Origin of the sequence: Derxia gummosa DSM 723 (assembly GCF_000482785.1) — a bacterium.
GTDB classification, from domain to species: domain Bacteria; phylum Pseudomonadota; class Gammaproteobacteria; order Burkholderiales; family Burkholderiaceae_E; genus Derxia; species Derxia gummosa.
Window position 1 is genome coordinate 33346 of record NZ_KI519499.1, and the last position, 24817, is coordinate 58162.

A 24817-nucleotide genomic window follows, 5' to 3' on the forward strand; every position below is an offset into this window, starting at 1 on the left:
CTGCGCGCGATGCTCGACGCCGCCATCCGCGCCGCCCAGCCGTCGCGCTGCGTGCCGCCCTATCTGCCGCAGCTGCCCAAGGGGCGGCTCATCGTGATCGGCGCGGGCAAGGCCTCGGCGGCGATGGCCAAGGCGGTCGAGCATCACTGGCCGGGCGAGCTGGAAGGGCTCGTCATCACGCGCCACGGCTACGGCCAGCCCTGCGACCGCATCGACATCGTCGAGGCCTCGCATCCGGTGCCCGACGCCGCCGGCCAGGACGCCGCGCGCCGCCTGCACAAGCTCGTGAGCGGCCTGACCGAGGACGACGTGGTGCTCAGTCTCATCTCGGGCGGTGGCTCGGCGCTGCTCGCCGCGCCCATCGACGGCATCACCCTCGAAGACAAGCAGGACGTGACGCGCGCCCTGCTCGCCTCGGGCGCCAGCATCAGCGAGATCAACTGCGTGCGGCGCCACCTGTCGGCGCTCAAGGGCGGGCGCTTGGCGCTGGCCTGCGCTCCGGCGCGGGTCATCAACCTGCTCATCTCCGACGTGCCCGGCGACGACCCGATCGACATCGCCTCCGGCCCGCTCGTGCCCGACCCGACCACCTGCGCCGACGCGATCGCCATCTGCAAGCGCTACGGCCTGCGCCTGCCGCTCAACGTGTGGAAGGTGCTGGAAAGCGGTCGCGGCGAAAGCGTCAAGCCCGGCGACCCGCGTCTGCCGCAGATCGAGACCCACATCATCGCGGCGCCCCAGGCCTCGCTCGAAGCCGCCGCCGACGTGGCGCGCGCCGCCGGCGTCACGCCGCTCATCCTCGGCGACAGCATCGAGGGCGAGGCGCGCGAGGTCGGCAAGGTGATGGCCGGCATCGCGCTCCAGGTGCTGCGCCATGGCGAGCCGATGAACAAGCCCTGCGTGCTGCTGTCGGGCGGCGAAACCACCGTCACGGTGCGCGGCGACGGCAGCGGCGGGCGCAACGTCGAGTTCCTGCTGTCGCTCGGCATCGCGCTCAACGGCGTGCAGGGCGTGCATGCGATCGCCGCCGACACCGACGGCGTGGACGGCGCGGCCGAGATCGCCGGCGCCATCCTGCGGCCGGGCACGCTGGCCAAGGCGCGCGCGCTCGGCATCTCGCCGCAGCAGGCGCTCGGCAACAACGACGGGCACGGCTTCTTCGGCGCGGTCGAGGATTCGGTCGTGACCGGGCCGACGCTGACGAACGTGAATGACTTCCGGGCGATTCTGGTGATCTGACCCCGGCGGGCGACGGGGTAAGCTCGGGCGGTCTTCATCAACGCGCCGACACATGCCCCACGACATCCCCAACATGGCCCTGTTCTGCGACTTCGAGAACGTCGCGCTCGGCGTGGCCGAAGCCGACTATCCGAAGTTCGACATCCGCAAGGTCATGGAGCGCCTGCTGCTCAAGGGCAGCATCGTCGTCAAGAAGGCCTACTGCGACTGGGATCGCTACAAGACCTTCAAGCGCGACATGCACGAGGCTGCGTTCGAGCTGATCGAGATCCCGCATGTGCGCCAGTCGGGCAAGAACTCCGCCGACATCCGCATGGTCGTGGACGCGCTCGACCTCTGCTACACGAAGAGCCACGTCGACTGCTTCGTGATCATCAGCGGCGATTCCGACTTCTCGCCGCTCGTCTCCAAGCTGCGCGAGAACAACAAGAAGGTGATCGGCGTGGGCGTGCGCAAGTCCACGTCCGACCTGCTGATCGGCAACTGCGACGAGTTCATCTTCTACGACGACCTGGTGCTCGAATCGATCGAGGCGCGCCGCAAGCGCGCCGAGCGCCAGCAGGGCCAGCAGCAGGCGCGCGGCAACGGCCGGGGCGGCAAGCCCGCCGGCGAACGCGGCGACAAGGCCGACGACCGCAGCGACAAGCCAGCCGCCGAGCGCGCCGACAAGGCCGAGCGCGGCAACACGACCGAGCGTGGCGCCTCTGCCGACGCCAGCGCCGCCGAGCGTACCGCCGGCCAGTCGCGCTCCTCGCGCAGCCGCCGTGGCCGAGGCCGAGGCGAAGCCGCACCCGCGCCCGCCGACCTGTTCGCCACCGATGACGGCGCCCTGCCCCTGTCCGATGCCGGCGACGCCGCCGCGATGCTCGACGACCGCGAGCTGCCGCCTGATCTCGCCGACACGAACCTCGACGACGCGTTCGCCGATGACGCACTGCTCGCCGCCGACGACGCACCAGCCGACGCCGACGAGGCCACACTGCCCGCCGCAAGCGTCGATCCGGACGCCACGGTGTCCGACACCACCAGCGCCGCCGCAAGCGATGACGCCGCCGAAGCGGCACCCACCGACGACAACGGCAGCACCGATCCCGACACCATTGCACCGCCCGAGCCCGAGCCCGCGACCAAGCCGCCACGCCGTCCCGCGCGCAAGCGCACCAGCAAGGCCGCCGCGGCCAGTACGGAAAGCGACGCCACGCTCGCCATCGACGCCCCGGCGCCGATCGCAGCCGGCGCCGACGCAGGCACCGCTGACGGCTCGCCCGCCATCGAGCCATCCGCACCCGCGCCGAAGGCCAAGGCCAGCCGCGCGAAGCCACGCAGCCGCAAGGCCGCCGATGCCGCTCCAGACGCCTCTGCCGCCGAAACCTTGGCGCCGGCGGCTGCCACCGACAGCCCGGTCGCCGAACCCGCCGCCGAACCGGACGCGGCCGGCACCAAGGCAAGGCCGCCAACCGGTGCCGATGCGAGTGCCGCGACGCCAGCCAGCCCCGCACCTGAAACAAACTCGCTGTCAGCACTGGCCGAACCCCCGCCCGTCAACGAGGACGAGCAACGTCGCCTCCAGGCGCTCGACTGGGTCATCGAGACCATCGAGGCGCTGCTCAACGAACGCGGTGCCGACGAGCGGCTCTGGGGTTCGATGGTCAAGCAGACGCTCAAGCGCCGGAAGCCCGGCTTCAACGAGGCGGCCTACGGCTATCGCGCCTTCAACGACCTGCTCGCCGATGCCGAGCGGCGCGGCCTGCTCCAGCTCGAACGCGACAGCAAGTCGGGCGGTGCGCTGATCCGGCTGGTCTGATCGGCACGCGCCCCGTCCCGAAGCCGCCATGGCAACCAGCGGTGGCAACAACGGCGAAAGCGGCGACGGGCAGACGGCAGCCAAAAGCAAAAGGGCCGGCAAGCGCCGGCCCTTTTCGCGTCAGCCGCCTCGCGGCGTCTGCTGCTCCGATCAGACCTTGTGGATCTGCAGATGCACGAGCGTCTGGTTCAGCAGGCCATAGGCGATTTCGCCGAAGGTGAACGGACCGCGGAACTCGCCCGTGTGGTGACCTTCCAGGCCGCCGTACAGGTAGTTGAGGATGCAGTTGAGCGACAGCGCGGGCTCGATCGCGAGCGGCGCGATCGCGTCGGCAAAGGCCTTCGGGTAGTCGGCCACCGGCGTCGCGATCCGGTAGCTCACGCCCGGGAACACCGGCGCGTACAGCTGCACGCGGCCTGCCTCGGCGTCCACCGACGCGACACTCACGTTCACCATCGCACCGCAGTAGTCGGCCACCAGCGGCAGGCGGGTGTCGATCTTGTTCTCGGCAATCCACTTCGCGAAGTTGACCGCCTGACCATCGACGCGGGCCTCGCCCACGCCGAAGCCGGTCGTGCCGAACTCGATCGTCGGGCCATTGCCCTGGCCGAACAGGTTGACGATGCCGATCTCGGCCTGATGGCCGTCGGCGAGCGTCGCATGCAGCGCGACCGCCTTGTCGGCGCTCACCTCGCCGGTGCGGCCGTCATAGACCTTGGCCGTCGCCTTGCCGATGTCTTCCACCGCCACGCCCGCGATCCAGCCGAGCAGCGGACGGTTGAAGATGCCTTCGTAGCCGTAGACGTTCTTGGCGAACGACTCGTGAATGCCCGTCATGGCCGGCACGATCAGGAAGCTGAAGCCGTTCTCGGCCTCGTCGGCGGCGATGCCGGCCAGCGCCTGTTCGTCATACAACCTGGTGCTCAGCGCCGTGACCGTCGCGGGCAGCTGCGACAGGAACACGCGGTCGGTGGCCTTGCAGCCGCCGGCTTCGTCCATGAAGTAGGGGATCGTTCCGCCGATCCAGTTGCCCTTCGGCAGCTGGCTCAGCAGTTCTTCCGGACCGGCCACGACGGCCTTCACACCGGATTCGATCAGGGTCGCGGCTTCGCGCAGGGTGTGCAGCTTGTTCATGGATTTCGCTCCTCAGCCGAAGATGGCCTTGATGTCCTTGTCGGCGATGCGCTCGTTCTCGCTGAAGAACTTGTGCGCCTCGTTGATCAGCTTCTCGACGTTGCCGGGCGAGGGATCGGTCTTGGCCGCCATCGTCAGGCGACTGATGAGGAACTTCGCTGCGAGCAGGGTGAAGGCGGGCTGGGTCTTGCCAGTCACCAGATCCTTCCACTTCGGGTGTTGCTTCGACGGAACCATGTGGCGTCTGTCTCCCACGTTGCGTTGGGCGGATGCGGCTTTCGCGGAATCGAAAGGGCATCCGCCGCCTTCCGGTCGCGTGCGGCTGCCATGTCAGGCGCCACTGCTGTTCGGAATAACGGCGGCGGTGATCGTTTCCTGATCGCACGGAGGCTCAGGGCTTACCCGCATCAAGCAGCAACGCCCGGCCGACAGGATCGGACCGGGCGTTGCGGAACAGAGGGGCGGCACGGGCCGCCGGGAATCACTTCTTCGCGGGCGGCAGCAGCACGCTGTCGATCACCTGGATGACGCCGTTGGAGGCGACGACATCGGGCGTCGTCACCACGGCCACGCCATTGAGGCCAAGGAAGCTGCCAGCCTTCTCGACCGTCAGCTTGTCGCCTGACACGGCGGCCAGTTCACCCGGCTTGATGTCGGCCGAGCCGAGCTTGCCGGCGACGACGTGATAGCTGAGCACGGCCTTGAGCCTGGCGGGATCGGCCTTGAGTTCGGCCAGGGTCTTGGCCGGCACCGCGGCGAAGGCCTCGTCGGTCGGCGCGAAAACCGTGTACGGGCCGTTGCCTGAAAGCGTGTCGCCGAGGCCGGCGCTGGCCACCAGCGAATTGAAGGTCGACAGCTCCGGACGGGCCGAGGCCACCGCCGGAATGTCCTTCGACGCGCCGCCGAAGCTGGCGCAGGCCGACAGCGCAATCGCGATCGAGGAAAGAATCAGGGTGCGTCGTTTCATTTCGGTTTCCGTCGAGAATGGAATTGGAGCCAACCACCCGACGATATCTCCGACCAATGAACGATTCATGACACGCGAATGACGCGCCACAAAACAAAAAGGGCCGGCGATTTGCCAGCCCTTTTAGTGCAATTCCCGAATCGATTCGGGAATACGGTGAATTTCGATCAGCCGAAACGCCCGGTGATGTAATCCTCGGTCTGCTTGCGGCGCGGCTTGATGAAGATCTGGTCGGTATCACCGAATTCGATCAACTCGCCCAGATACATGTAGGCGGTGTAATCGGAGCAGCGCGCGGCCTGCTGCATGTTGTGCGTCACGATCACGACCGTGTAGTCCTCCTTCAGCTCGGCGATCAGCTCTTCCACCTTGGCGGTGGAGATCGGATCGAGTGCCGAGCACGGCTCGTCGAGCAGCAGCACCTCGGGGCGGATCGCGATGCCGCGCGCGATGCACAGGCGCTGCTGCTGGCCGCCCGACAGGCTGGTGCCGCTCTGCTTGAGCTTGTCCTTCACCTCGGTCCAGAGCGCGGCCTTGCTGAGCGCCCATTCGACGCGCTCGTCCATCTCGCCCTTGCTGAGTTTCTCGAACAGACGCACACCGAAGGCGATGTTGTCGTAAATGCTCATCGGAAACGGCGTGGGCTTCTGGAACACCATGCCGATCTTGGCGCGAATGAGCGAAACATCGGTCTTGGTCGTAACCAGATTTTCGCCGTCGATGATGATTTCACCTTCGGCACGCTGTTCCGGATAAAGCGCGAACATCTTGTTGAAGGTGCGCAGCAGCGTCGACTTTCCGCAACCCGACGGGCCGATGAATGCCGTGACCTTCTTTTCGGGAATGCCGAGATTGATGTTCTTCAGCGCGTGGAACTTGCCGTAATAGAAATTGAGGTTGCGCACCTCGATCTTCGACGCGGCTCCCACCGTGCTCTTGGCAGCGGCCTTGCTGTCGAACATGCCGGCGGAAACATTGATCGGGCGGGTGACGTCCATCGGTTTGCTTTCGAACATGATCAGAACTCCTTCTTGCCGAACAGGGTTCGGGCAAGAACGTTGATGCACAGCACGCTGACCGTGATCAGGAACACGCCAGCCCAGGCCAGTGCCTGCCAGTTCTCGAACGGCGACATCGCGAACTTGAAGATCGTGACGGGCAGGTTCGCCATCGGCTGGGACATGTCGAGGCTGAAGAACTGGTTTGACAGTGCCGTGAACAGCAGCGGCGCAGTCTCGCCGGAAATGCGCGCCACCGCGAGCAGCACGCCGGTCACGATGCCGGCGCTCGAAGCCTTGAGCGTGATGCTGTAGATCACGCGCCATTTCGGCATGCCGAGCGCGAACGAGGCTTCGCGCAGCGCGTTGGGCACCAGCAGCAGCATGTTCTCGGTGGTACGGATGACGACCGGGATCACGATCAGCGCCAGGGCGAGCACGCCGGCCAGCCCCGAGTAATGGCCGCTGCGCGCGACCACGACCGCATACACGAACAGGCCGATCACGATGGACGGCGCCGACAGCAGGATGTCGTTGATGAAGCGCGTCGCGCGGCCGAGCAGCGTGTGCTGGCCGTACTCGGCAAGGTAGACGCCCGCGAGCACGCCGATCGGAGTGCCGACGAAGGTTGCTGCCAGCACCATGATGGCCGAGCCGACGATGGCATTGGCCAGCCCGCCCACGTCGGCATTGGGCGCCGGCGTCGACTCGGTGAACAGCGACACGCTCAGGCCCGAGATGCCCAGTTGCAGCGTGGTGAACAGGATCCATACCAGCCACACCAGCCCGAAGGCCATCGCCGACAGCGACAGCGTAAGCGCGATGTTGTTGATGATCTTGCGCTTGCGATGCATCGCGTCGCGCAGGGCGGTATCGACGCGCCCGGGCGCCTGCGGTTGGAAGACGGCGCTCACGAGCGGGCTCCTTCACCGGCGCGCAGCTTGGCAAGCAGCAGCTTCGACGCCGACAGCACGAGAAAGGTGATGAAGAACAGCAGCAGGCCGAGTTCCATCAGCGCGGCGGTGTGCACGCCCGACGACTCGGCAAACTCGTTGGCCAGCGCCGAGGTGATGGAATTGCCCGGCATGTACAGCGACAGGCTGTCGAGCAGGTTGGTGTTGCCGATGACGAAGGTGACGGCCATCGTCTCGCCGAGCGCGCGGCCGAGGCCGAGCATCACGCCGCCGATCACGCCCGTCTTGGTGAAGGGCAGCACCACCTTGAATACCACTTCCCAGGTGGTCGAGCCGACGCCGTAGGCGGCTTCCTTGAGCATCGGCGGCGTCACCTCGAACACGTCGCGCATCACCGCGGCGATGAAGGGAATGATCATGATCGCCAGGATGATCCCGGCGCACAGCAGGCCGATGCCGATCGGCGGGCCTTCGACCAGCGAGCCGATGCCCGGAATCGGACCGAGCACGGTTTGCAGCGGAATCTGGAAGTAGCTCGAGAACACCGGCGCGAACACCAGCAGACCCCACATGCCGTAGACGATCGACGGGATCGCGGCAAGCAGTTCGATCGCGGTTCCGAGCGGCTGGCGCAGCCACACCGGCGACAGTTCGGTGAGGAACAGCGCGATGCCGAAGCTGACCGGCACGGCGATGACGAGCGCGATGATCGACGTCAGCAGCGTGCCGTAGATGGGGATGAGGGCACCGAAGTTCTCCTCGACCGGGTCCCAGGTGGACGTGGTGAGGAACTTGAAGCCGAAGCGCGAGATGGCCGGCCAGGCTTCGACGATGAGCGAGACGATGATGCCGGCGAGCACCAGCAGCACGAGCGAGGCGGCAGCGCGCGTGGCACCGGCGAAGATCATGTCGCCGGCGGCGTTGTAGGCGCGATCCGTGTTGGGCTGGGTGGCCAGGCCGGCGGAGCGGTTGGGTTCGGTCATGGGATGTCCTGGAGGTGCGGCGAGCTTCGGTGTCCGGGGGGAAACCGGTGCGCAACCGGTCGCCGTCATGCAGTGGCGCCGGAGCCCGGAGGCTCCGGCGGTGCGGACATTACTTGAAAGCGACCGCCTTGCCCGAAGCGTCCTTGACCGTCGTGGTCCAGAGGTTCTGGATCAGCTTGACGACTTCCGGCGGCAGCGCGACGTAATCGAGTTCTTCGGCCGCCTTCGCGCCGTTGGCATAGGCCCAGTTGAAGAACTTGAGCGCCTCGGCGGTCTGCTCGGGCTTGTCGCTGTTCTTGTAGACGAGGATGAAGGTGGTCGAGGTGATCGGCCAGGCTTCCTTGCCCGACTGGTTGTTGAGGTTGACCGCGAACTTGGCCTTCTCGTAGTCGGCGCCGGCGGCGGCGGCGGCGAAGGTCTTGTCGTCGGGCTGCACGAAGTTGCCGGCGGCGTTCTGCAAGGCCGCATAAGGCATCTTGGTCTGCTTGGCATACGAGTACTCGACGTAGCCGATCGAACCCGGCAGGCGCGACACGAACGAGGCGACGCCTTCGTTGCCCTTGCCGCCCATGCCGTTGGGCCAGCTCACGGTGTTGCCGGTGCCGACCTTGCCCTTCCAGTCTTCCGACACCTTGCTCAGGTAGTCGGTGAAGCCGTTGGTCGTGCCCGAGCCGTCGGCGCGGTGCACCGTGGCGATGGCCTGCTCGGGCAGCTTGAGGCCTGGGTTGAGCGAGGCGATGGCCGGGTCGTTCCACTTGGTGATCTTGCCCAGGAAGATGTCGGCCAGGACCTTGCCCGTCAGGTGCAGTTCACCCGGCTTCACGCCGGCGATGTTGAACACCGGCACGATGCCGCCGATGGCGGTCGGGAATTGCACGAGACCGGCCTTGTCGAGGTCTTCCGGCTTGACTGGCGCGTCCGACGCGCCGAAATCGACGGTCTTCGCGGTGATGGCCTTGACACCGCCCGACGAACCAATCGACTGGTAATTCACCTTGTTGCCCGTGGCCTTCTGATAGTCGGCCGCCCAGCGCGAGTACAGCGGGGCCGGGAAGGACGCGCCGGCGCCGGTGACTTCGGCGGCATGCGCGGAAACGGCGGCGCTGCCGATGGCGGCGAAGGCGGCGGTCAGGACGAACTTCTTCAGCATGGAAAACCTTTCGGTGGAGGGCTATGAACCTGCGCTGAACGATATGCAGGCTTTGTGACAGTCCAATGACATGACCCGGTCGCGCAGCCCGACGGCCCGCTGGCCGTCGGACGGCGCGCGGGCACTGCGTCAGGTCGCGGGTTGCGGCGTGATCTGCTGGGCCAGCATGCCGAGCAGCACGCCGTGGGTGGAACGGCGCTTCTCGCCCTCGGCGGGCACGAGGCGGGTGTAGTTGCCCTCTCCGTCCATGATCCAGGCTAGCGCGTTGTCTTCCAGCAGCGTCGTCAGACCTTCCTCGATCACGCGTTGCTTGAGCTTCTTGTCGGTGATCGGGAAGGCGACCTCGATGCGGCGGAAAAGGTTGCGGTCCATCCAGTCGGCGCTCGACAGATAGACGCGCTCGGCGCCGTTGTCGAAGAAGTAGAACGCGCGGCTGTGTTCGAGAAAGCGCCCGATGATCGATCGCACCACGATGTTGTCGGACAGCCCCGGCACGCCCGGCCGCAGCGCGCACACGCCACGCACGATGAGGTCGATCTTCACGCCGGCCTGGCTCGCCTCGTACAGCGCCTCGATCACCTTGTCCTCGAGCAGCGCGTTCATGCGCGCGATGATCCGGCCCTTGCCGCCCGCCTTCACATGGGCGATCTCGTTGCGGATCGCGGCAATCACGTTGTCGTGCAGCGTGAACGGCGACTGCCACACCTGCTTGAGCGCCTGGTGCCGCCCGAGGCCTGTGAGCTGCTGGAACAGCTCGTGCACGTCGGTGCAGATCTGGTTGTCGGACGTGAACAGGCCGAAGTCGGTGTAGAGCTTGGCCGTGCGCGGGTGGTAGTTGCCGGTGCCCAGATGGGCATAGCGCACGAGCTTGGTGGCGCCGGTGCGGCCGATCTCTCGGCGCACGATGAACAGCAGCTTGGCGTGCGTCTTGTAGCCGACCACGCCGAACACCACGTGCGCGCCCGCCTCTTCCAGCCGCGCCGCCCAGTTGATGTTGGTCTCCTCGTCGAAGCGCGCGAGCAGCTCCAGCACCACCGTCACTTCCTTGCCCATGCGCGCCGCCTGCACCAGCAGTTCCATCAGCTCGCTCTGGTTGCCGGTGCGGTAGATGGTCTGCTTGATCGCGACGACGTTCGGGTCGTTGACCGCCTGCCGCACGAAGTCGAGCACCGGCGTGAAGCTCTGGTAGGGGTGATGAACCAGCACATCCTGCTTGGCGATGATCTTGAACAGGTCGCGCTGCTTGGCCTCGCCCTTGCGGATAGGCTCGGGCAGGCCCGGCACGAAGGGCCGGTACTTGAGCTCGGGGCGGTCGATCAGATCGGCCACCTGCATCAGCCGCACGAGGTTGACCGGCCCACCCACCGGAAACACGTGCTCGCTGGTCAGGCCGAACTGCTTGCACAGGTATTCGCGCATCGACGTCGAGCAGTTGTCCGACAGCTCCAGCCGCACCGCATCGCCGAACTGGCGCTGCGACAGCTCGCCCTTGAGCGCCTCGCGCAGATTGGTCACTTCCTCGTCGTCAATGAACAGGTCGGAGTTGCGCGTGCACCTGAACTGGTAGATGCCCTTGATCTCCATGCCCGGGAACAGCGAGCCGACGCAACCCTGCATCACCGACGTCAGCAGCATCAGCCCGTGCGGATAGCCGCTGATCTCGCGCGGCACCTGGATGAGCCGCGGCAGCGCACGCGGCGCCTGCACGATCGCTATGCCCGAATTGCGCCCGAACGCGTCCTTGCCCGACAGCTCGATCGCGAAATTGAGCGACTTGTTCAGCACGCGCGGAAACGGCCGCGCCGGATCGATCGCGATGGGCGTGAGGATCGGCAGCACCTCGCGCTCGAAGTACTCGCGCGCAAATTTGGCGTGCGCCTCGTTCCAGGTGGCCGTGACGTGGAAGACGATGCCCTCGCGCTCCAGCGCCGGCACCAGCACCTCGTTGTAGAAGGCGTACTGGCGCGCGACCAGCGCATGCGCCTGCTCCGAGACGATGCGCATCGTCTCGGCCACCGTCTTGCCGTCTTCCAGCACGAAGCTCGGATCGGTGCGCACCTGGGCCTTCAGGCCCGATACGCGGATCTCGAAGAACTCGTCGAGATTGCTGGAAACGATGCAGAGGTACTTGAGCCGCTCGAGCAGCGGGACCGTCGGGTCTTCCGCCATCGCAAGCACGCGCTCGTTGAATTTCAGGATGCCGATTTCGCGGTTGAGCAACTGCGGAACGCCTTCGTTGAGTTGTTGTGGGCTTCTGTCCATGACTCTTCCGTGACTGGCGAGGCGAATGCTTGCCTTGAGCTTACGGAAGGGTTCCAGCTTTTCATGACGATTTGATGAATTGTCGCCGTGGCTGCAAGCCCCGATCGAGCCGGGAAAGCCTGCTGTCATAATTTCCGCGACTGCTGCGGCGCACTATTGCGCGCCTCCTGCAAGGCCCGCTACGCGGCTCTTTTTCATTCCCATTCGCCTCGCGCCAGATGTCGGATCCGTCCCTCATTGCCTCCGTGGACTGCGGCTCCAACAGCTTCCGGCTGCTGGTCGCCCGCGTCGTCGAGACCTCCCACGGCAAGCAGATCTACCCGCTCGACTCGCTCAAGGAGACGGTGCGTCTCGCCGCCGGCCTGTCGAAGGACAAGATCCTCGACGACGCAGCCTTCGAGCGCGGTCTCGCCGCCCTCGCCCGCTTCGGCGAGCGGCTGCGCTCCTTCCATCCCGAGCAGGTGCGCGCGGTCGCCACCAACACGCTGCGCGTCGCCAAGAACGCGCCGCTCTTCTTGCGTCAGGCCGAAGAGCTGATGGGCTTCCCGCTCGAAGTCATTGCGGGCCGCGAGGAAGCGCGTCTGGTGTACGTGGGTGTCGCGCACGCGCTGCCGATGGCCGACGAGAATTCCGCCCCCGGTCGCCGCCTCGTGGTCGACATCGGCGGCGGCTCGACCGAATTCGTGATCGGCCGGGGCTACGAACCCGAGCTGATGGAAAGCCTCTATCTCGGCTGCGTGAGCTGGTCGCGCAACTTCTTCCGCGACGGCGAGATCGATCGCCACAGTCTCAAGGAAGCCGAACTCGCCGCCCAGCGCGAGATCCAGGTCATCTCGCGCACCTATCGCCAGAAGGGCTGGGAACAGGCGGTCGGCTCGGCCGGCACGGCCAATGCGCTGGCCGAACTCATCCAGCTCAACAACCTCGGCAACGGCGCCGCCGCGCCGCAGGGAATGATCACGCGCGAAGGCATGGACGCGCTGCGCGCCGAGCTGCTGCGCGCCGGCAATGTCAATAAGCTCAAGCTCGACGGCCTCAAGCCCGATCGGCTGCCGGTACTGCTGGGCGGCTTCGCGATCATGAACGCGGTGTTCAACGAGCTGGGCATCGAACGCATGCACACCTGCGACAACGCGCTGCGCCTGGGCGTGATGTACGACCTGATCGGTCGCGGCCAGAGCCACGACATGCGTGTCGTGACCGTGGCGCAGTTCCAGGAGCGCTACGGCGTCGATCGGTCGCAGGCCGCGCGCGTGGGCGAGTTGGCGGTGCGGCTGTTCCAGTCGACCGGCGTGGTGACGGGAGACGAGCTGGAGGCGCATCTGCGCTTCCTGCGCTGGGCTGGCGACCTGCACGAGGTCGGGCTGTCGATCTCGCACGCCGGATACCACAAGCATTCGGCCTACATCGTCGGCAATGCCGACATGCCGGGCTTCTCCAAGCGCGAGCAGGCCGAACTGGCAACGCTACTGCTCGGCCACGCCGGCAAGCTGCCGAAGCTGCGCGCGGCGCTCGAAGGCCGCAAGCAATCGCGCGTGGACTGGATCCGCATCGCCTGCCTGCGCATTGCCGTGCTGCTGTTCCGGCGCAGGGTCGAGATCGAGCTGCCGCCGGTCGAACTGGAGGTGGCGGCCAATGGCTTCGTGCTCGGCTTCGACGGCACGTGGCTCGATGGCCATCCGCTTACCGACTACACGCTGGAGCAGGAGATGGCGGAGTGGGAGAAGGTCGGCTTCACGCTCAAGGTGAAACGGCTGGAACCGCAGGCCTGAAACCGCCGCGGTCGCCGTCACCCATGGCGGCGCGCGCTGCGTGCCGCAGGCGCTCGGCTCGGCAGGTGCAAGTCGCCGCCGCCTCGGCCGTTCAGTCCGGCGAAAACATCCCGCGCAGCACCACCGGGGCGTCGCCGCGACTCTGGTGACGCAACTGGAACCACCACACGGCCGACTTGCGCACGCTCACGTGACCGTCGCGGCCGGTGAGCAGCCGCGCGATCACCTGGCCACAGGTCGGCTGGTGGCCGACGATCACGAGCGAGTCGGCATCGTCACGCATCAAATCGAAGTAGCGCGCCGGATCGGCGTCCGGCGCGATCGCCGGCTCGACGCGAAAGCTCGACGAAAAAGCCGTGGCCGTCTCGCGCGTGCGTACCGCCGGGCTGGCGACGACCGCTGGCGCGAGCGCACGTGCCTTGGCGATCGCGCGCACCCAGTCCGCCGATTGCGCCGCCTGGGCATGGCCCCGTGCGTTGAGCTTGCGGCCGAGGTCGCCCTCAGGGTTGTCATCCTCGGCTTCGGCGTGACGCCAGATGAAGAGATGCATGTCGGGATTCCTGCGAGAAAGGTCAGGTCACGTCCGCCGGCGGCACGCACTTGAGCACTTCCTCGAAGGTCGTGAGCCCTTGGGCGATCTTGCGCGCGCCGCCAACCCGCAAGGGGCGCATGCCCTCGCGGATCGCGGCGTGTCGCATGGCCGAGATGTCGGGCGCGGCATGGACGAAGGACTTCAGACGCTCGCTCATCACGAGCAGTTCGTAAATGCCCGAACGCCCCCGGTAACCGGTCATGCGGCACTCAAGGCAGCCGACCGGCCGATAGACCTGCGACGGCGGCGGCGCCTTCCAGGGCGAGATGAAATCGTTCCATTCGGACTCGCCCGGGCGCTCCTCCGCGGTGGCCGGGCGCTTGCACTCCGGGCACAAGGTGCGCACGAGCCGCTGCGCGAGCACGCCGAGCAGCGTCGCGTTCAGCAGATAGGCCGGCACGCCCAGTTCCAGCAGCCGTGACACGGCGCTCGGCGCGTCGTTGGTGTGCAGCGTGCTCAGCACGAGATGGCCGGTGAGCGCGGCCTGGATGGCGGTTTCGGCGGTTTCGAGGTCGCGGATCTCGCCCACCATGATGATGTCCGGGTCCTGGCGCATCAGCGCGCGCACGCCGTCGGCGAAGCTCAGGTCGATGCCGTGCTGGACCTGCATCTGGTTGAAGGCCGGCTCGACCATCTCGATCGGGTCTTCGACCGTGCAGACGTTCACCTCGTCGGTCGCGAGCAGCTTGAGCGTCGAGTAGAGCGTGGTGGTCTTGCCCGAGCCGGTCGGACCGGTCACGAGAATGATGCCGTGCGGCCGCGAGGTCATCTGCGTCCAGCGCGCGGCGTCGTCCTCGCCGAAGCCGAGCGCGGCAAAGTCGCGCACCAGCACGTCGGGATCGAAGATCCGCATCACGAGCTTTTCGCCGAAAGCGGTCGGCAGCGTCGAAAGCCGCAGCTCCACCTCGTTGCCGGCCGGCGTCTTGGTCTTGATCCGGCCGTCGAGCGGGCGGCGCTTTTCCACCACGTCCATGCGGCCGAGCAGCTTGATGCGCGCCACCATCGCCGACATGACCGCCGTCGGCACCTGATAGACCTGATGCAGCACGCCGTCGATGCGGAAGCGGACGACGCCGATCTCGCGCTTGGGTTCGAGATGGATGTCACTCGCGCGCTGCTCGAAGGCGTACTGCCACAGCCAATCGACGATCTGGACGATGTGGGCGTCGTTCTGGTCGATCGCGCGGTTGCCGCTCGCGAGCTGCGCGCCGATCTGGATGAGCTGCTCGAAATTGTTGCTCGACGAGCCGCCGTGGTTGACCCGGCTCGCCCCCTTGACCGAGCGCGCGAGGTTGTAGAACTCGACCGTGTAGCGCTCGATGTCGCGCGGATTGGCGATGACCCGGCGCACGGTCTTGCGCGTCGCCTTCTCGATCGGCGCGACCCAGTCGTCCAGGCCCGGTTCGCAGGTCGCCACGAAGATGTCGTTGCCGCGCACCTCCACCGGCAGCACGCCGTAGCGCGTCGCGTAGGCGCTGCTCATCACTTCGGCGATGCGCGTGAAATCGACCTTGAGCGGGTCGATGTGGAAGTAGCCGAGGCCGGTCTGCCCCGCGAGCCATTCGCAGATGACATCGGCGCTCAGCATCTCGCCCGCCCGTGTGCCCGAGGCCACGCGCAGGCGCGCGTCGGCCACGGTGTCGATCGGATGCAGCGCGCGCGCGCTCGTGACCGGCACGCGCCGGATCGCCTCGATGTCGCCCTCAACGATCCAGCCCTGGGCCAGCAACTGCTCGACCAGCTGGTCGAGCGGCAGCCGCCGGCCGCGCAGCATTGCCTTGAGCGAGATGGGAACGGTGCGGGCACCGGCGGAATCGCCGTTCATGACGGGCGTGATGCGTGCGAGTGACATGCCGGTGATGGTGCCACGCGGGCATTGCCGGCAATCGGCGATCTGGGCGGCAAGTCCGGGGGCATATCGCGACGTCCTTGCGCGCCGCAAAGACGTCGCGCCTCGCATGCCGATCGGCCCGACGCCACCGCGCGCCATCACGGCAGCAGCCATCGGCCGCGGGCCGCAATGAAAAAGCCCCGACCGGAAATACCGGTCGGGGCTTTTCGAATCTGGTTGCGGGGACAGGATTTGAACCTGTGACCTTCGGGTTATGAGCCCGACGAGCTGCCAGACTGCTCCACCCCGCGTCTGGAAGACCGCGATTATAGTACGTGCCATCCCCTCAGGCAAACGAGCCGGCCGCCACGCCCGAAAGACCCGCCCGAATGAACTACTGCTCCCACTGCGGCCATGCCTTGTCGATGCGCATTCCCGACGGGGACAACCGCATTCGTCATTGCTGCGACAACTGCGGAACCATTCACTACGCCAATCCCAAGCTCGTACTCGGCACCCTGCCCTACGAGGGCCAGCGAGTCCTCCTCTGCCGACGAGCCATCGAGCCGCGCCACGGCTTCTGGACCCTGCCCGGCGGTTTCATGGAAAACGGCGAAACCCTTTCCGAAGGCGCGCTGCGCGAAACCGATGAGGAAGCAGGCGCCCGAGTCGAAATCGGCCCGCTGTTTTCGGTGCTCGATGTCGTGCACGTACACCAGGTACACGTCTTCTATCTGGCCAGACTCCTGAGCCTCGACTTCGCGCCCGGCCCCGAAAGCCTTGAGGTGCGCATGTTTGCCGAGAACGAGATTCCCTGGGATGACATCGCCTTCCGCACCACCGCGATGACCTTGCGCGCCTTCTTTGACGATCTGCGCCAAGGCACTTTCATGCTGCACACGGGGCGGGTCCAGCCCGCGCATGCGCCGCATGCGCCCCACGGCCCGCTCTGAGGGCGGACCGAGATGCGTCAACTGCGCATCGGCCGCTCGGCCGTGCCGTGGATCGAATCGGGCGATGTCTTCCCGATGGCATCAAAGGCTCTCGGACCGTTCAGCGAGATGCCCGGGCTGGTCGCCGCCGGCCTCGATCTGGATGCCCGCATGCTGCTGGATGCCTACGGCAAGGGCATCTTCCCGTGGTTTTCGGAGGGCCAGCCGGTGCTGTGGTGGAGCACCGATCCGCGCATGGCGCTGTATGTGGACGAGTTCCGGGTCCATCGCTCCTTCGCCAAGACGCTGCGTGCCTGCGCCCGCGATCCGCGCTGGGAAGTGCGTCTTGACCATGACTTCACCGCCGTGATGCGCGCCTGTGCCGGCAGTCTGCGTCACGGCCAGGATGGCACCTGGATCACCGACGGGATGATCGCCGCCTATGGCGAGCTGCATCGCATGGGCCATGCGCATTCCTTCGAGACCTGGTTCGACGGCGAACTGGCGGGAGGCGGCTACGGCGTGTCGATCGGGCGCATGTTCTTCGGGGAATCCATGTTTGCACGCCGGAGCGACGCCTCGAAAATCGGGCTTGCCGCCCTGGTTTTCTGGCTCCGGACGCAAGATTTCCGGATGCTAGACTGCCAGCAGAACACCCGTCATCTGGCATCGCTCGGGGCCCACGAGATTCCGCGCGAACGCTTCTGTGCCGAGTTGGCGGAGCTGGTCGCGATGCCCGCGCCGGAGCATTGGCCCGAACGTCTCGCGATCCCGCTGGTCTAGTCGCAAACCCGTCGGCGGCAGCGCCGATCCACCAGTCGAACGCGCGAATGAGTCATCTCAAGGAACTGCCCTTTGCCGCGCTCCAGTTCTATGCGACGGCACCCTATCCGTGCAGCTACCTGCCGGGCCGACAGGCACGTTCCCAGGTCGCGACGCCTTCCCACCTGATCCACGCCGAGACCTATTCCGAACTCGTGCGCGTGGGATTCCGGCGTTCCGGGCTGTTCACCTACCGCCCTTACTGCGACGGCTGCCGCGAATGCATCCCGGTGCGCATCCCGGTCGAGCAGTACGCACCCTCCCGGGCTCAGCGCCGTGCGAAGCGCGATCACCAACAGCTCGAAGCGCGCGTCTTGCGATTGGTGTTCGATACCGAGCATTACGACCTGTACGTGCGCTACCAGAACGCACGTCACGCGGGCGGCGGCATGGACAACGATTCGCGCGATCAGTACGCCCAGTTCCTGCTGCAAAGCAAAGTGAATACTCGGCTGGTCGAATTCCGCGAGCCCGCAGGCAGCCCCGAGGCCGGTGCGCTGCGCATGGTGAGCATCATCGACGTGCTGAGCGACGGGCTGTCGTCGGTCTACACCTTCTACGACCCTGATGCGGTGGGCGCCAGCTACGGCACGTACAACATCGTCTGGCAAATCGAACAATGCATGGCGATGCAACTGCCGCATCTCTACCTGGGCTACTGGATCGCCGGCTCACCCAAGATGGCCTACAAGGCGCGTTTTCGGCCGATGGAAAGCTATGTCAATGGCCGCTGGCAGCCGCTCGCGCTGCCTGAAGGACTGGCGGGCTAGCCGTCATGCCTGCGTGACCCGGCGCCGAGGAGATGTCGGGTGACGGCTCCCGGCTCTCGGCTCCCGGTAAGCAGGATGACGGGCGGCCAGCGGTGACAGGCCGGCGCTGGCCTACAATCCGCGCCCCGTTCCGCCATCCGATCGCCGTCATGTCGCTTTATTCCCTGGCTCGCCCGCTGCTTTTCCTGCTCGACCCCGAAAAGGCCCACCACGTCGCCTTCGGCAGTCTCGACACGCTGGAGAAGCTCGGCCTGCCCGGCTGCCTGATGCAGCAGCGCATCGCCGAGGATGCGCGCGAGGTCATGGGCATCCGTTTTCCCAATCCGGTCGGGCTTGCCGCTGGTCTCGACAAGGACGGCGAGCACATCGACGCGCTATCGCGCATGGGCTTCGGCTTCATCGAGGTGGGTACGGTCACGCCCAAGCCCCAGGCCGGCAACGCCCAGCCGCGCCTGTTCCGCCTGCCCGAGGCCAACGCGATCATCAACCGGATGGGCTTCAACAACGGCGGTGTCGATGCCTTCGTGCGCAACGTGCAGCGCTCGCGCTTCTATCAGCAGGGCGGCGTGCTCGGGCTCAACATCGGCAAGAACGCCGGCACGCCGATCGAGAAGGCCGCTGACGACTATCTCCATTGCCTGGAGCGCGTGTATCCGTATGCGAGCTATGTCACGGTCAACATCAGCTCGCCCAACACCAAGAATCTGCGTCAACTCCAGGGCGGTGATGAACTCGATGCCCTGCTCGCCGCGCTGATGGAGCGCCGCGACCGCCTCGCCGACCAGCACGGCAAGCGCATCCCACTCGCGCTCAAGATCGCCCCCGACCTCGACAGCGAGCAGATCGCCCGTATCGCTGACCTGCTCGTGCAGCACCGCGTCGACGGCGTGATTGCCACCAACACCACGCTCGCACGCGACGCCGTCAAGGGCCTGCGCCATGCCGACGAAGCGGGCGGCCTGTCGGGCGCGCCGGTCAAGGCCGGCAGCGACCGCGTGATCGCCGCGCTGCACGCCCGTCTGGGCAACGCGCTACCGATCATCGGCGTGGGCGGCATCTTCGGTGGCCAGGATGCCGCCGACAAGATCGCTGCCGGAGCCAGACTCGTGCAGGTCTATACCGGCCTCATCTATCGCGGCCCCGAACTGGTCGCCGACTGCGCACGCGCGCTGCGCACGCGAGTCTGATGCAAGAGAACGTAACGCCCGGCGCAAGGCCCGGCGTCACGCCCGCAATCTGAGTCGCACCTACTACTCGGCCGTCGCCGGTCCCTCACGGTGCGCACCAGCGGCGATACCTCGTATCGCCGCGGCTCTCGGTCTGGATGGACTGCCGACGGCACTCATCCGTGCAGCGACCCATGACCGAGGATTCCGACAACCGCATCTTCTTCGCCCTCTGGCCCGACCAGACCACGCGCGACGCACTCGTCAAGGTGCAGGAGCGCTGGCTGCGGCTCGGCCGGCTGGCCGCCACCAGTCCGCGCGGCCCGCGCCTGATGCGGCCCGACAGCTTCCATCTCACCCTCGCCTTCGTTGGCCCGGCCGCGCCGGACCATGTCAGGCACTGCTCCGACCTGCTCGCGCGACTGGTGCGCGAGGCCTCGATCGAGGATGAACACGGTCTCGACTGCGTGCTTGACCGGCCGATCAATTTCGGAAACGCGGCCACCATCGCCGCCGCCGACACGCCGCCCGCGTTAATTGGCCTAAGAGAATTCCTTAGCAATAACTTGCACTTACTTTCGATTGAATTCGATAGCAAGCCCTTCCATCCTCACGTCACGCTGGTGCGCAATGCAAGGCGTCCGGCACATCCGGTTCGCAATCAGGCCAGCGATGACAAGGTGGTGTTCAAACCGCGCGCAATCGGCCTTTACGCCGCATCCGGCGAAGGCGGACTGCGCCGTTACGAGGCAATCGCTGAATTTCCATTGAGTTGATTCGACTTTCAGGGCATCCAGGAACTGGGGCAGCTTTTCATATTGCGCATTTCGCAATGCGCCAGCACGATTGGCGCTGAAGGGCCTTTCCGGAACCCGAAAAGTGGACCGGATAACGGCCGAATATCGCCGCTGAGCGGAAGAGATGGGAGCACTAGAATCGGTTACCTAAACTCCTACGTCGCCTAGGTGCGCTTTTGAGGTCAAACCAATGAATATTCCGTCCAGCCCGATTCCGGAGGAAAAAGCTCCGGCCGCAGCACCCAAGGGCAAAGAGCGCAACTCCATCACCTCCGTGCAGGTCATCGAACGGATGATGCGTCTGCTTGACGCACTCGCAGGACAGCCGGATCCGGCCAGCCTGAAGCAGCTTTCCGCCGAAACCGGACTGCATCCCTCGACCGCGCACCGCCTTCTCAACGACATGGTTGCCTGCCGCTTCGTCGACCGCGTCGAGCCCGGCATGTACAAGCTGGGCATGCGCCTGCTGGAGTTGGGCAATCTGGTGAAAGCCCGGTTGTCGGTGCGTGAAGCCGCGCTGCCGCATATGCGGCGCCTGCATTACCGCACCGGCCAGACCGTCAACCTGTCGGTACGCCAGAGCGACGAGATCGTCTATATCGAGCGCGCCTATGCCGAACGCAGCGGCATGCAGGTGGTGCGCGCCATCGGCGGTCGTGCCCCGCTGCACCTCACCTCGGTCGGCAAGCTCTTCCTATCGGTGGATGACCCGAAGAACGTGCGCAATTACGCGATGCGTACCGGCCTGACCGGTACCACCGTCAACAGCATCACCGATCTCACCAAGCTCGAACGCGAACTCGCCCATACCCGCAGCCGCGGCTATTCCCGCGACAACGAGGAACTCGAGCTTGGCGTGCGCTGCATTGCGGCGGGCATTCGAGACGATCAGGGCAAGCTGGTCGCGGGCCTGTCGATTTCGGCCCCGGCCGATCGCCTTCAGGAGGACTGGGTGCAATTGCTGACCAGCACGGCGGAAGAAATCTCCAAGGCACTCGGCTATACACCGAGCCACGACGGATCGCAGCAGGCCGCCTGATTCCGACTTCCCTCGTTCAGGTACGGCAATACGGAGATTTCGACCGGCCTTCATGCTCCGGGGCGACAGCAAAAAAAACGGGAGCGCAATGCCTTGTTGGCACTGCGCTCCCGTTGCATTTACGGCCGCCGCAATGCGGCGTTTGATTGGATGCGTCAGCCCGGACGCGCCACCGTGGCACGCGGCGCCGCCGGTGCGGGTGTCTCGGCCACGGCCGGATGACGCACCAGCCAGTCACGGATGCGGCCCGCGTCACCGAAGCGCGAATACTTGCCTTGGGCATCGAGCAGCACCATCACGACCGGACGAGCGTCAATGGTGGCCTGCATGACGAGGCACTGGCCAGCCTCGGAGATGTAGCCGGTCTTCTGCACACCGATGCTCCAGTCCGGACGATCGACCAGACGGTTGGTGTTGTGGAACTCGATCGTGCGCTTGCCATCAGTGATCGCATGCGTGGGGCTGGTCGTGAAATCGCGGATGAGTGGCACGCGATAGGCAGCCATGACCATGCGCGACAGATCACGCGCACTCGACTGGTTGCTGCTCGACAGACCAGTGGGCTCGACGAAATGCGTGTCATGCATGCCGAGCAGCTGCGCCTTGGCATTCATCGCCGCGACGAAGGCCGGCAGCCCCCCGGGATAGTGGCGACCGAGCGCGGAAGCCGCGCGGTTCTCCGAAGCCATCAGGGCCAGATGCAGCGCGTCCTCGCGCGTCATGCGGGTGCCGGGGCGCAGGCGCGAGCTGGTGTGCTTGTTGGTGTCGATGTCGTCGGTCGTGATCTCGATTTCCTCGTCGAGCGGCAGGCGGGCATCGGTCACGACCAGGGCGGTCATGAGCTTGCTGATCGACGCGATGGGCAGCACGGCGTCGGCGTTCTTCTCGAACAGCGGCGTGCCGGTGGCCTGATCGACGACGAGCGCGACGCTGGACTTGAGATCGAGCGGATTGTCGGCCTGATGCAGGCCAAGCACGCGGCCCTGCGACAGCACTGCGGGCGGTTGATAGGCGGCGCGCTGGATGCGGGCGACCTGGGCGGTATTGCTTCGGGAGCTGCCAGGGATCGCGACACGACGATCCTGCTTGCGGGCCGGGCGGACCGAGGTCCTGACCCTTTCGACGGCGGCTTTCGCCTTGGAAACCTTGCTGGTCGTGGTTCGCGAATCGGCCGTGGCGGCCTGCGCTTCTCCCGACATGTAGCCAAGCACCATGATCAGACAGAGAAGCCAGATCAGCATGGCTAGCGATATGCGCATTTGCATGAATGAATCTCCGAATTCGGTGCCGTGTGAATCCTGAATCACGGGCGGCGGGAGTTTATCACCGAATAAAAAGTGCCATCGCGAGAAGCACTTAGCGCACTAACCTCAAGTTGAATGCCATTTGCCCGGCTATTTCGCACTTGGCCGGGATCCATTTACGGCAGGCAGGCGGCGATGCATGAGGAGAATCGCGCCGAAAGTTGCGCCGACACCCGCATGGGCGAGGCCGATGGCACCTCGCAGGTCTTCGGGCGCGGCGTAGTACAGAACCCAGGCCGAGCCGATGGCAAGCGACCAGCCCGCAAACAGCAGAACCGCGCTCATGCGGCGGCGCCCGCCGCGCCAGCCGCGCGGAACGTGCAGCGGCAGGAAGCTGCCGAGCGCGACCAGGGCGGCAAATCCAGCCAAGCCATGGAGCTTCATGAGCCAGGGTTCTGCGGGATGCGGCAAGCCTTCCTCGGTGCCGCCACCGATGCTGTAGTGCAGCGCGATCCAGCCGAGGCCGCTGGCAAGCAACAACAGCAGTGGCCAATCGAGCAGGCGACGCTGCCAGCGTGGCACGGGATTGGTGCGGACCGGACGCGGAGCGTGACCCGGCAAGTGATGCCCCGCGTGCGACGCGGCGGGATGGCGATGGGGATTGCTGCGATGCATGGCGCGCGACTCTAGCAGCGCGCGCAGTGCCGTTCAGTCGTCGAGTGGCGGGATGAAGACGATGGGATCGGCGGGCGTGACGACGCAGCCGGTCGCGCCGTGCCGCGCGAGCAGGCCTGCCGCCGCCGGGCCGAGCAACGCCAGCGGCTTGGTGAGTGCATCAGCAAGAGCGCAGCGCGGCGCGATCACGGTGACGGGGCCGCGCAGGAAGTCGGAATTGCCCGCCGGACGATGCAGCGCGTCGCCCTTGCCGGCCGAGAAGCCGCTTTCCAGATACTGCGACGTGGCCACCGCGCCCCGCGCGAGCAGGCCGATCGGACGCAGCAACGGGCCGCCCGGGGTCAGCTCGCGCAGCTTGATCTCGTGCTCAAAGGCGCCGAACACACGCAGATCGCCGCCCGCCTCGACCCAGCCGTCGCGCAAGCCGTGCGCGCGCAGCGTGGCGACCGCCACATCCACCGCGAAACCCTTGGCAATGCCGCCCGCGTCGAAGCGCGCGCCCGCCACCGTCAGCACCAGCCGCGCCGGTCCGACGATGCGATAGCCCGCCGCGCCGCCCGCACTGCCAAGCGCGATGTCGAACAGGCCGGCGCTGTCGAGGCGCAGCCGGTCGGCCAGGCGCAGCAGGCGTACCGTCCAGGGATCGCAGTCGATCGGCTCGCCGAGCGGGGCGGCGGCAAGCCGGCGCAGGTCGCTCGCCGGATCGTGGGCGGACATCACGCGCTGCACGCGTGCGATCGCGGCGAAGGCGGCTTCGACGGCGGCAGCCGGCGCGTCGATGGCAACGACCGTTGCGGCCCGCCCGGCGGGTGCATCACCGGCGGCGGCAACCACGGCCGCGACCGGGTCCACGCTGGCCTCCTCCTGCTCCACCCTGGCCGGCACATTGCGAAAAGCCCCTGGCCGTTCCGAAAGGCGGGGAATGGCCCGCCAATCCCCGGGACGGACGACCACGCCGATCTCGACCCGAGTGCCGAGCAGCGGTCGGGCGCGGCGGAAGAGGCCCTGAGCGCCCGCGCCAGGCCCGCCGGACACCACGTCAACGGGTGTTCCGGCGCTGGCCGGTCCTTCGGCCGGTGCCGCCGACGCGTCGTGCCCGGCGCCTGGCGTATCAGCTGACCCAGCCACCTTCGCGCGCGAGCTGCATGAGCGTGACGATGCGGCGCACGCCATCGGTCAGATGGGTGCACGACAGCGTGGCGCCGCTGATGTTGGCGATGTCATCGCCGACCTTGAGCGCGGCGTCGCCGGTCTTGCCCGCGAACTGCCTGCGCCAGGCCGGCAAGCGCACCTCGCCGCCATGGCTCTCGCGGTAGCTGAGGATCTCGATCTGGCGCACCGCGCCGTCGGTGCCGAGCGCGACGGCGTAGGTGATCAGCTCGAACTTGCCGACCACGTTGTCGAACACCAGCCAGCCGAGCGGCGCGCCGCCCTTCTTCGCCTGGAGCACGGTCCAGCGGGCGGTGCGCGCCGGCAGACCGGCTTTCTTCTCGATCTGGGCCATGCGCGCCGGATCGAGTGCCACGGTGTGCTGCTCGAAGCTGTCGGCATCGGGAAAGAGCTGCTTCTGCGCCTGCTCGGGCGTGAGGTAGTCGACGGCGAAGGCGCTGGCGGGCAGCAGGCTGGCCGCGGCGAGGACGGCCGGCGCGAGCGCCGTGCCAGCCGGCAGCGACGCGCCGCCACCGAGCATGGCCGGCAGGCTCGCGGCAGCCGGCAGCACGCCGGC

23 protein-coding genes and 1 tRNA gene are annotated in these 24817 nt (G+C 66.6%); 9 read left to right on the top strand and 15 right to left on the bottom strand.

Going from position 1 to position 24817, the window contains the following annotated elements; genetic code table 11:
• Window positions 1-9 precede the first annotated feature (9 nt).
• Together H566_RS0117640 and H566_RS29740 are read left to right on the top strand one after the other, a co-directional pair.
• A complete protein-coding gene (locus tag H566_RS0117640; protein ID WP_051379095.1) occupies window positions 10-1239 on the top strand; it encodes a glycerate kinase type-2 family protein in 1230 nt (409 codons plus the stop codon).
• 73 nt (window positions 1240-1312) lie between these two features.
• Window positions 1313-3043, top strand: coding sequence for an NYN domain-containing protein (locus H566_RS29740; RefSeq protein ID WP_084545359.1), 1731 nt, complete (start codon window positions 1313-1315; stop codon window positions 3041-3043).
• A gap of 150 nt (window positions 3044-3193) precedes the next feature.
• Here the strand turns inward: H566_RS29740 and H566_RS0117650 are convergent, their stop codons facing one another.
• From H566_RS0117650 to ppk1, 8 genes are all read right to left on the bottom strand, one after another.
• Window positions 3194-4177, bottom strand: coding sequence for a DUF6976 family protein (locus H566_RS0117650; RefSeq protein WP_028312475.1), 984 nt, complete (start codon window positions 4175-4177; stop codon window positions 3194-3196).
• A gap of 12 nt (window positions 4178-4189) precedes the next feature.
• Window positions 4190-4414: a hypothetical protein gene (locus tag H566_RS0117655; RefSeq protein WP_034412159.1), complete on the bottom strand. Its 225-nt coding sequence runs from the start codon at window positions 4412-4414 to the stop codon at window positions 4190-4192.
• Window positions 4415-4658: 244 nt separating this feature from the next.
• A complete protein-coding gene (locus H566_RS0117660) occupies window positions 4659-5144 on the bottom strand; it encodes a fasciclin domain-containing protein (RefSeq protein ID WP_028312477.1) in 486 nt (161 codons plus the stop codon).
• Window positions 5145-5311: 167 nt separating this feature from the next.
• Window positions 5312-6106 (bottom strand): phosphate ABC transporter ATP-binding protein PstB, encoded by a 795-nt coding sequence (pstB, locus tag H566_RS0117665; RefSeq protein ID WP_034412356.1) that lies wholly within the window; start codon window positions 6104-6106, stop codon window positions 5312-5314.
• 56 nt (window positions 6107-6162) lie between these two features.
• A complete protein-coding gene (pstA, locus tag H566_RS0117670; protein WP_028312479.1) occupies window positions 6163-7056 on the bottom strand; it encodes a phosphate ABC transporter permease PstA in 894 nt (297 codons plus the stop codon).
• Window positions 7053-8039 carry a phosphate ABC transporter permease PstC gene (pstC, locus tag H566_RS0117675; protein WP_028312480.1) on the bottom strand — a complete coding sequence of 329 codons (987 nt, stop codon included), beginning with the start codon at window positions 8037-8039 and terminating at the stop codon, window positions 7053-7055. Before pstC ends, pstA begins: the two co-directional genes overlap by 4 nt.
• A 109-nt stretch (window positions 8040-8148) precedes the next feature.
• On the bottom strand, window positions 8149-9189 hold the full coding sequence (gene pstS / locus H566_RS0117680) for a phosphate ABC transporter substrate-binding protein PstS (protein WP_034412162.1): 1041 nt from the start codon (window positions 9187-9189) through the stop codon (window positions 8149-8151).
• Window positions 9190-9318: 129 nt separating this feature from the next.
• Window positions 9319-11451, bottom strand: coding sequence for a polyphosphate kinase 1 (ppk1, locus tag H566_RS0117685; RefSeq protein ID WP_028312482.1), 2133 nt, complete (start codon window positions 11449-11451; stop codon window positions 9319-9321).
• Window positions 11452-11669: 218 nt separating this feature from the next.
• On the opposite strand from ppk1, the gene ppx reads away from it, so the two are divergent.
• Entirely contained in the window at window positions 11670-13223 is a 1554-nt protein-coding gene (gene ppx, locus H566_RS0117690) for an exopolyphosphatase (RefSeq protein ID WP_028312483.1), read from the top strand.
• 91 nt (window positions 13224-13314) lie between these two features.
• On the opposite strand, the gene H566_RS0117695 is transcribed toward ppx, so the two are convergent.
• The 3 genes from H566_RS0117695 to H566_RS0117705 form a co-directional block, all read right to left on the bottom strand.
• Entirely contained in the window at window positions 13315-13773 is a 459-nt protein-coding gene (locus H566_RS0117695; protein ID WP_028312484.1) for a SixA phosphatase family protein, read from the bottom strand.
• A gap of 22 nt (window positions 13774-13795) precedes the next feature.
• Complete coding sequence (gene tfpB, locus H566_RS0117700; protein ID WP_028312485.1) at window positions 13796-15589, bottom strand: type IV pilus assembly ATPase TfpB; 1794 nt, start codon at window positions 15587-15589, stop codon at window positions 13796-13798.
• Between the two features lie 291 nt (window positions 15590-15880).
• Window positions 15881-15957, bottom strand: a tRNA-Met gene (locus H566_RS0117705).
• 78 nt (window positions 15958-16035) lie between these two features.
• Between H566_RS0117705 and H566_RS26070 the strand changes: the two genes are divergently transcribed.
• The 6 genes from H566_RS26070 (at window position 16036) to H566_RS0117735 (ending at window position 21172) form a co-directional block, all read left to right on the top strand.
• Complete coding sequence (locus H566_RS26070; RefSeq protein WP_034412164.1) at window positions 16036-16599, top strand: NUDIX hydrolase; 564 nt, start codon at window positions 16036-16038, stop codon at window positions 16597-16599.
• A gap of 12 nt (window positions 16600-16611) precedes the next feature.
• Window positions 16612-17361, top strand: a complete 750-nt coding sequence (gene aat, locus H566_RS0117715) for a leucyl/phenylalanyl-tRNA--protein transferase (protein ID WP_028312486.1) — start codon at window positions 16612-16614, stop codon at window positions 17359-17361.
• Between the two features lie 47 nt (window positions 17362-17408).
• A complete protein-coding gene (locus H566_RS0117720; protein ID WP_028312487.1) occupies window positions 17409-18170 on the top strand; it encodes an arginyltransferase in 762 nt (253 codons plus the stop codon).
• A gap of 149 nt (window positions 18171-18319) precedes the next feature.
• Window positions 18320-19357: a quinone-dependent dihydroorotate dehydrogenase gene (locus tag H566_RS0117725; RefSeq protein ID WP_034412166.1), complete on the top strand. Its 1038-nt coding sequence runs from the start codon at window positions 18320-18322 to the stop codon at window positions 19355-19357.
• A gap of 173 nt (window positions 19358-19530) precedes the next feature.
• Entirely contained in the window at window positions 19531-20112 is a 582-nt protein-coding gene (locus H566_RS0117730; protein WP_028312489.1) for a 2'-5' RNA ligase family protein, read from the top strand.
• Window positions 20113-20425: 313 nt separating this feature from the next.
• Window positions 20426-21172, top strand: a complete 747-nt coding sequence (locus H566_RS0117735) for an IclR family transcriptional regulator (protein ID WP_051378938.1) — start codon at window positions 20426-20428, stop codon at window positions 21170-21172.
• A 155-nt stretch (window positions 21173-21327) separates the two neighbouring features.
• Here H566_RS0117735 and pbpG read toward each other — a convergent pair whose 3' ends face one another.
• The 4 genes from pbpG to H566_RS0117755 form a co-directional block, all read right to left on the bottom strand.
• Entirely contained in the window at window positions 21328-22413 is a 1086-nt protein-coding gene (gene pbpG / locus H566_RS26075; protein WP_051378939.1) for a D-alanyl-D-alanine endopeptidase, read from the bottom strand.
• Between the two features lie 153 nt (window positions 22414-22566).
• The gene (locus H566_RS26080; protein ID WP_156924491.1) at window positions 22567-23091 is read right to left on the bottom strand and encodes a hypothetical protein; all 525 of its coding nucleotides are present in this window, start codon (window positions 23089-23091) and stop codon (window positions 22567-22569) included.
• Window positions 23092-23124: 33 nt separating this feature from the next.
• The gene (locus H566_RS27690) at window positions 23125-24264 is read right to left on the bottom strand and encodes an FAD:protein FMN transferase (protein ID WP_084545257.1); all 1140 of its coding nucleotides are present in this window, start codon (window positions 24262-24264) and stop codon (window positions 23125-23127) included.
• Window positions 24203-24781, bottom strand: a complete 579-nt coding sequence (locus H566_RS0117755) for an FMN-binding protein (protein WP_051379096.1) — start codon at window positions 24779-24781, stop codon at window positions 24203-24205. The genes H566_RS27690 and H566_RS0117755 overlap by 62 nt, the downstream gene beginning before the upstream one ends.
• Window positions 24782-24817 lie beyond the last annotated feature (36 nt).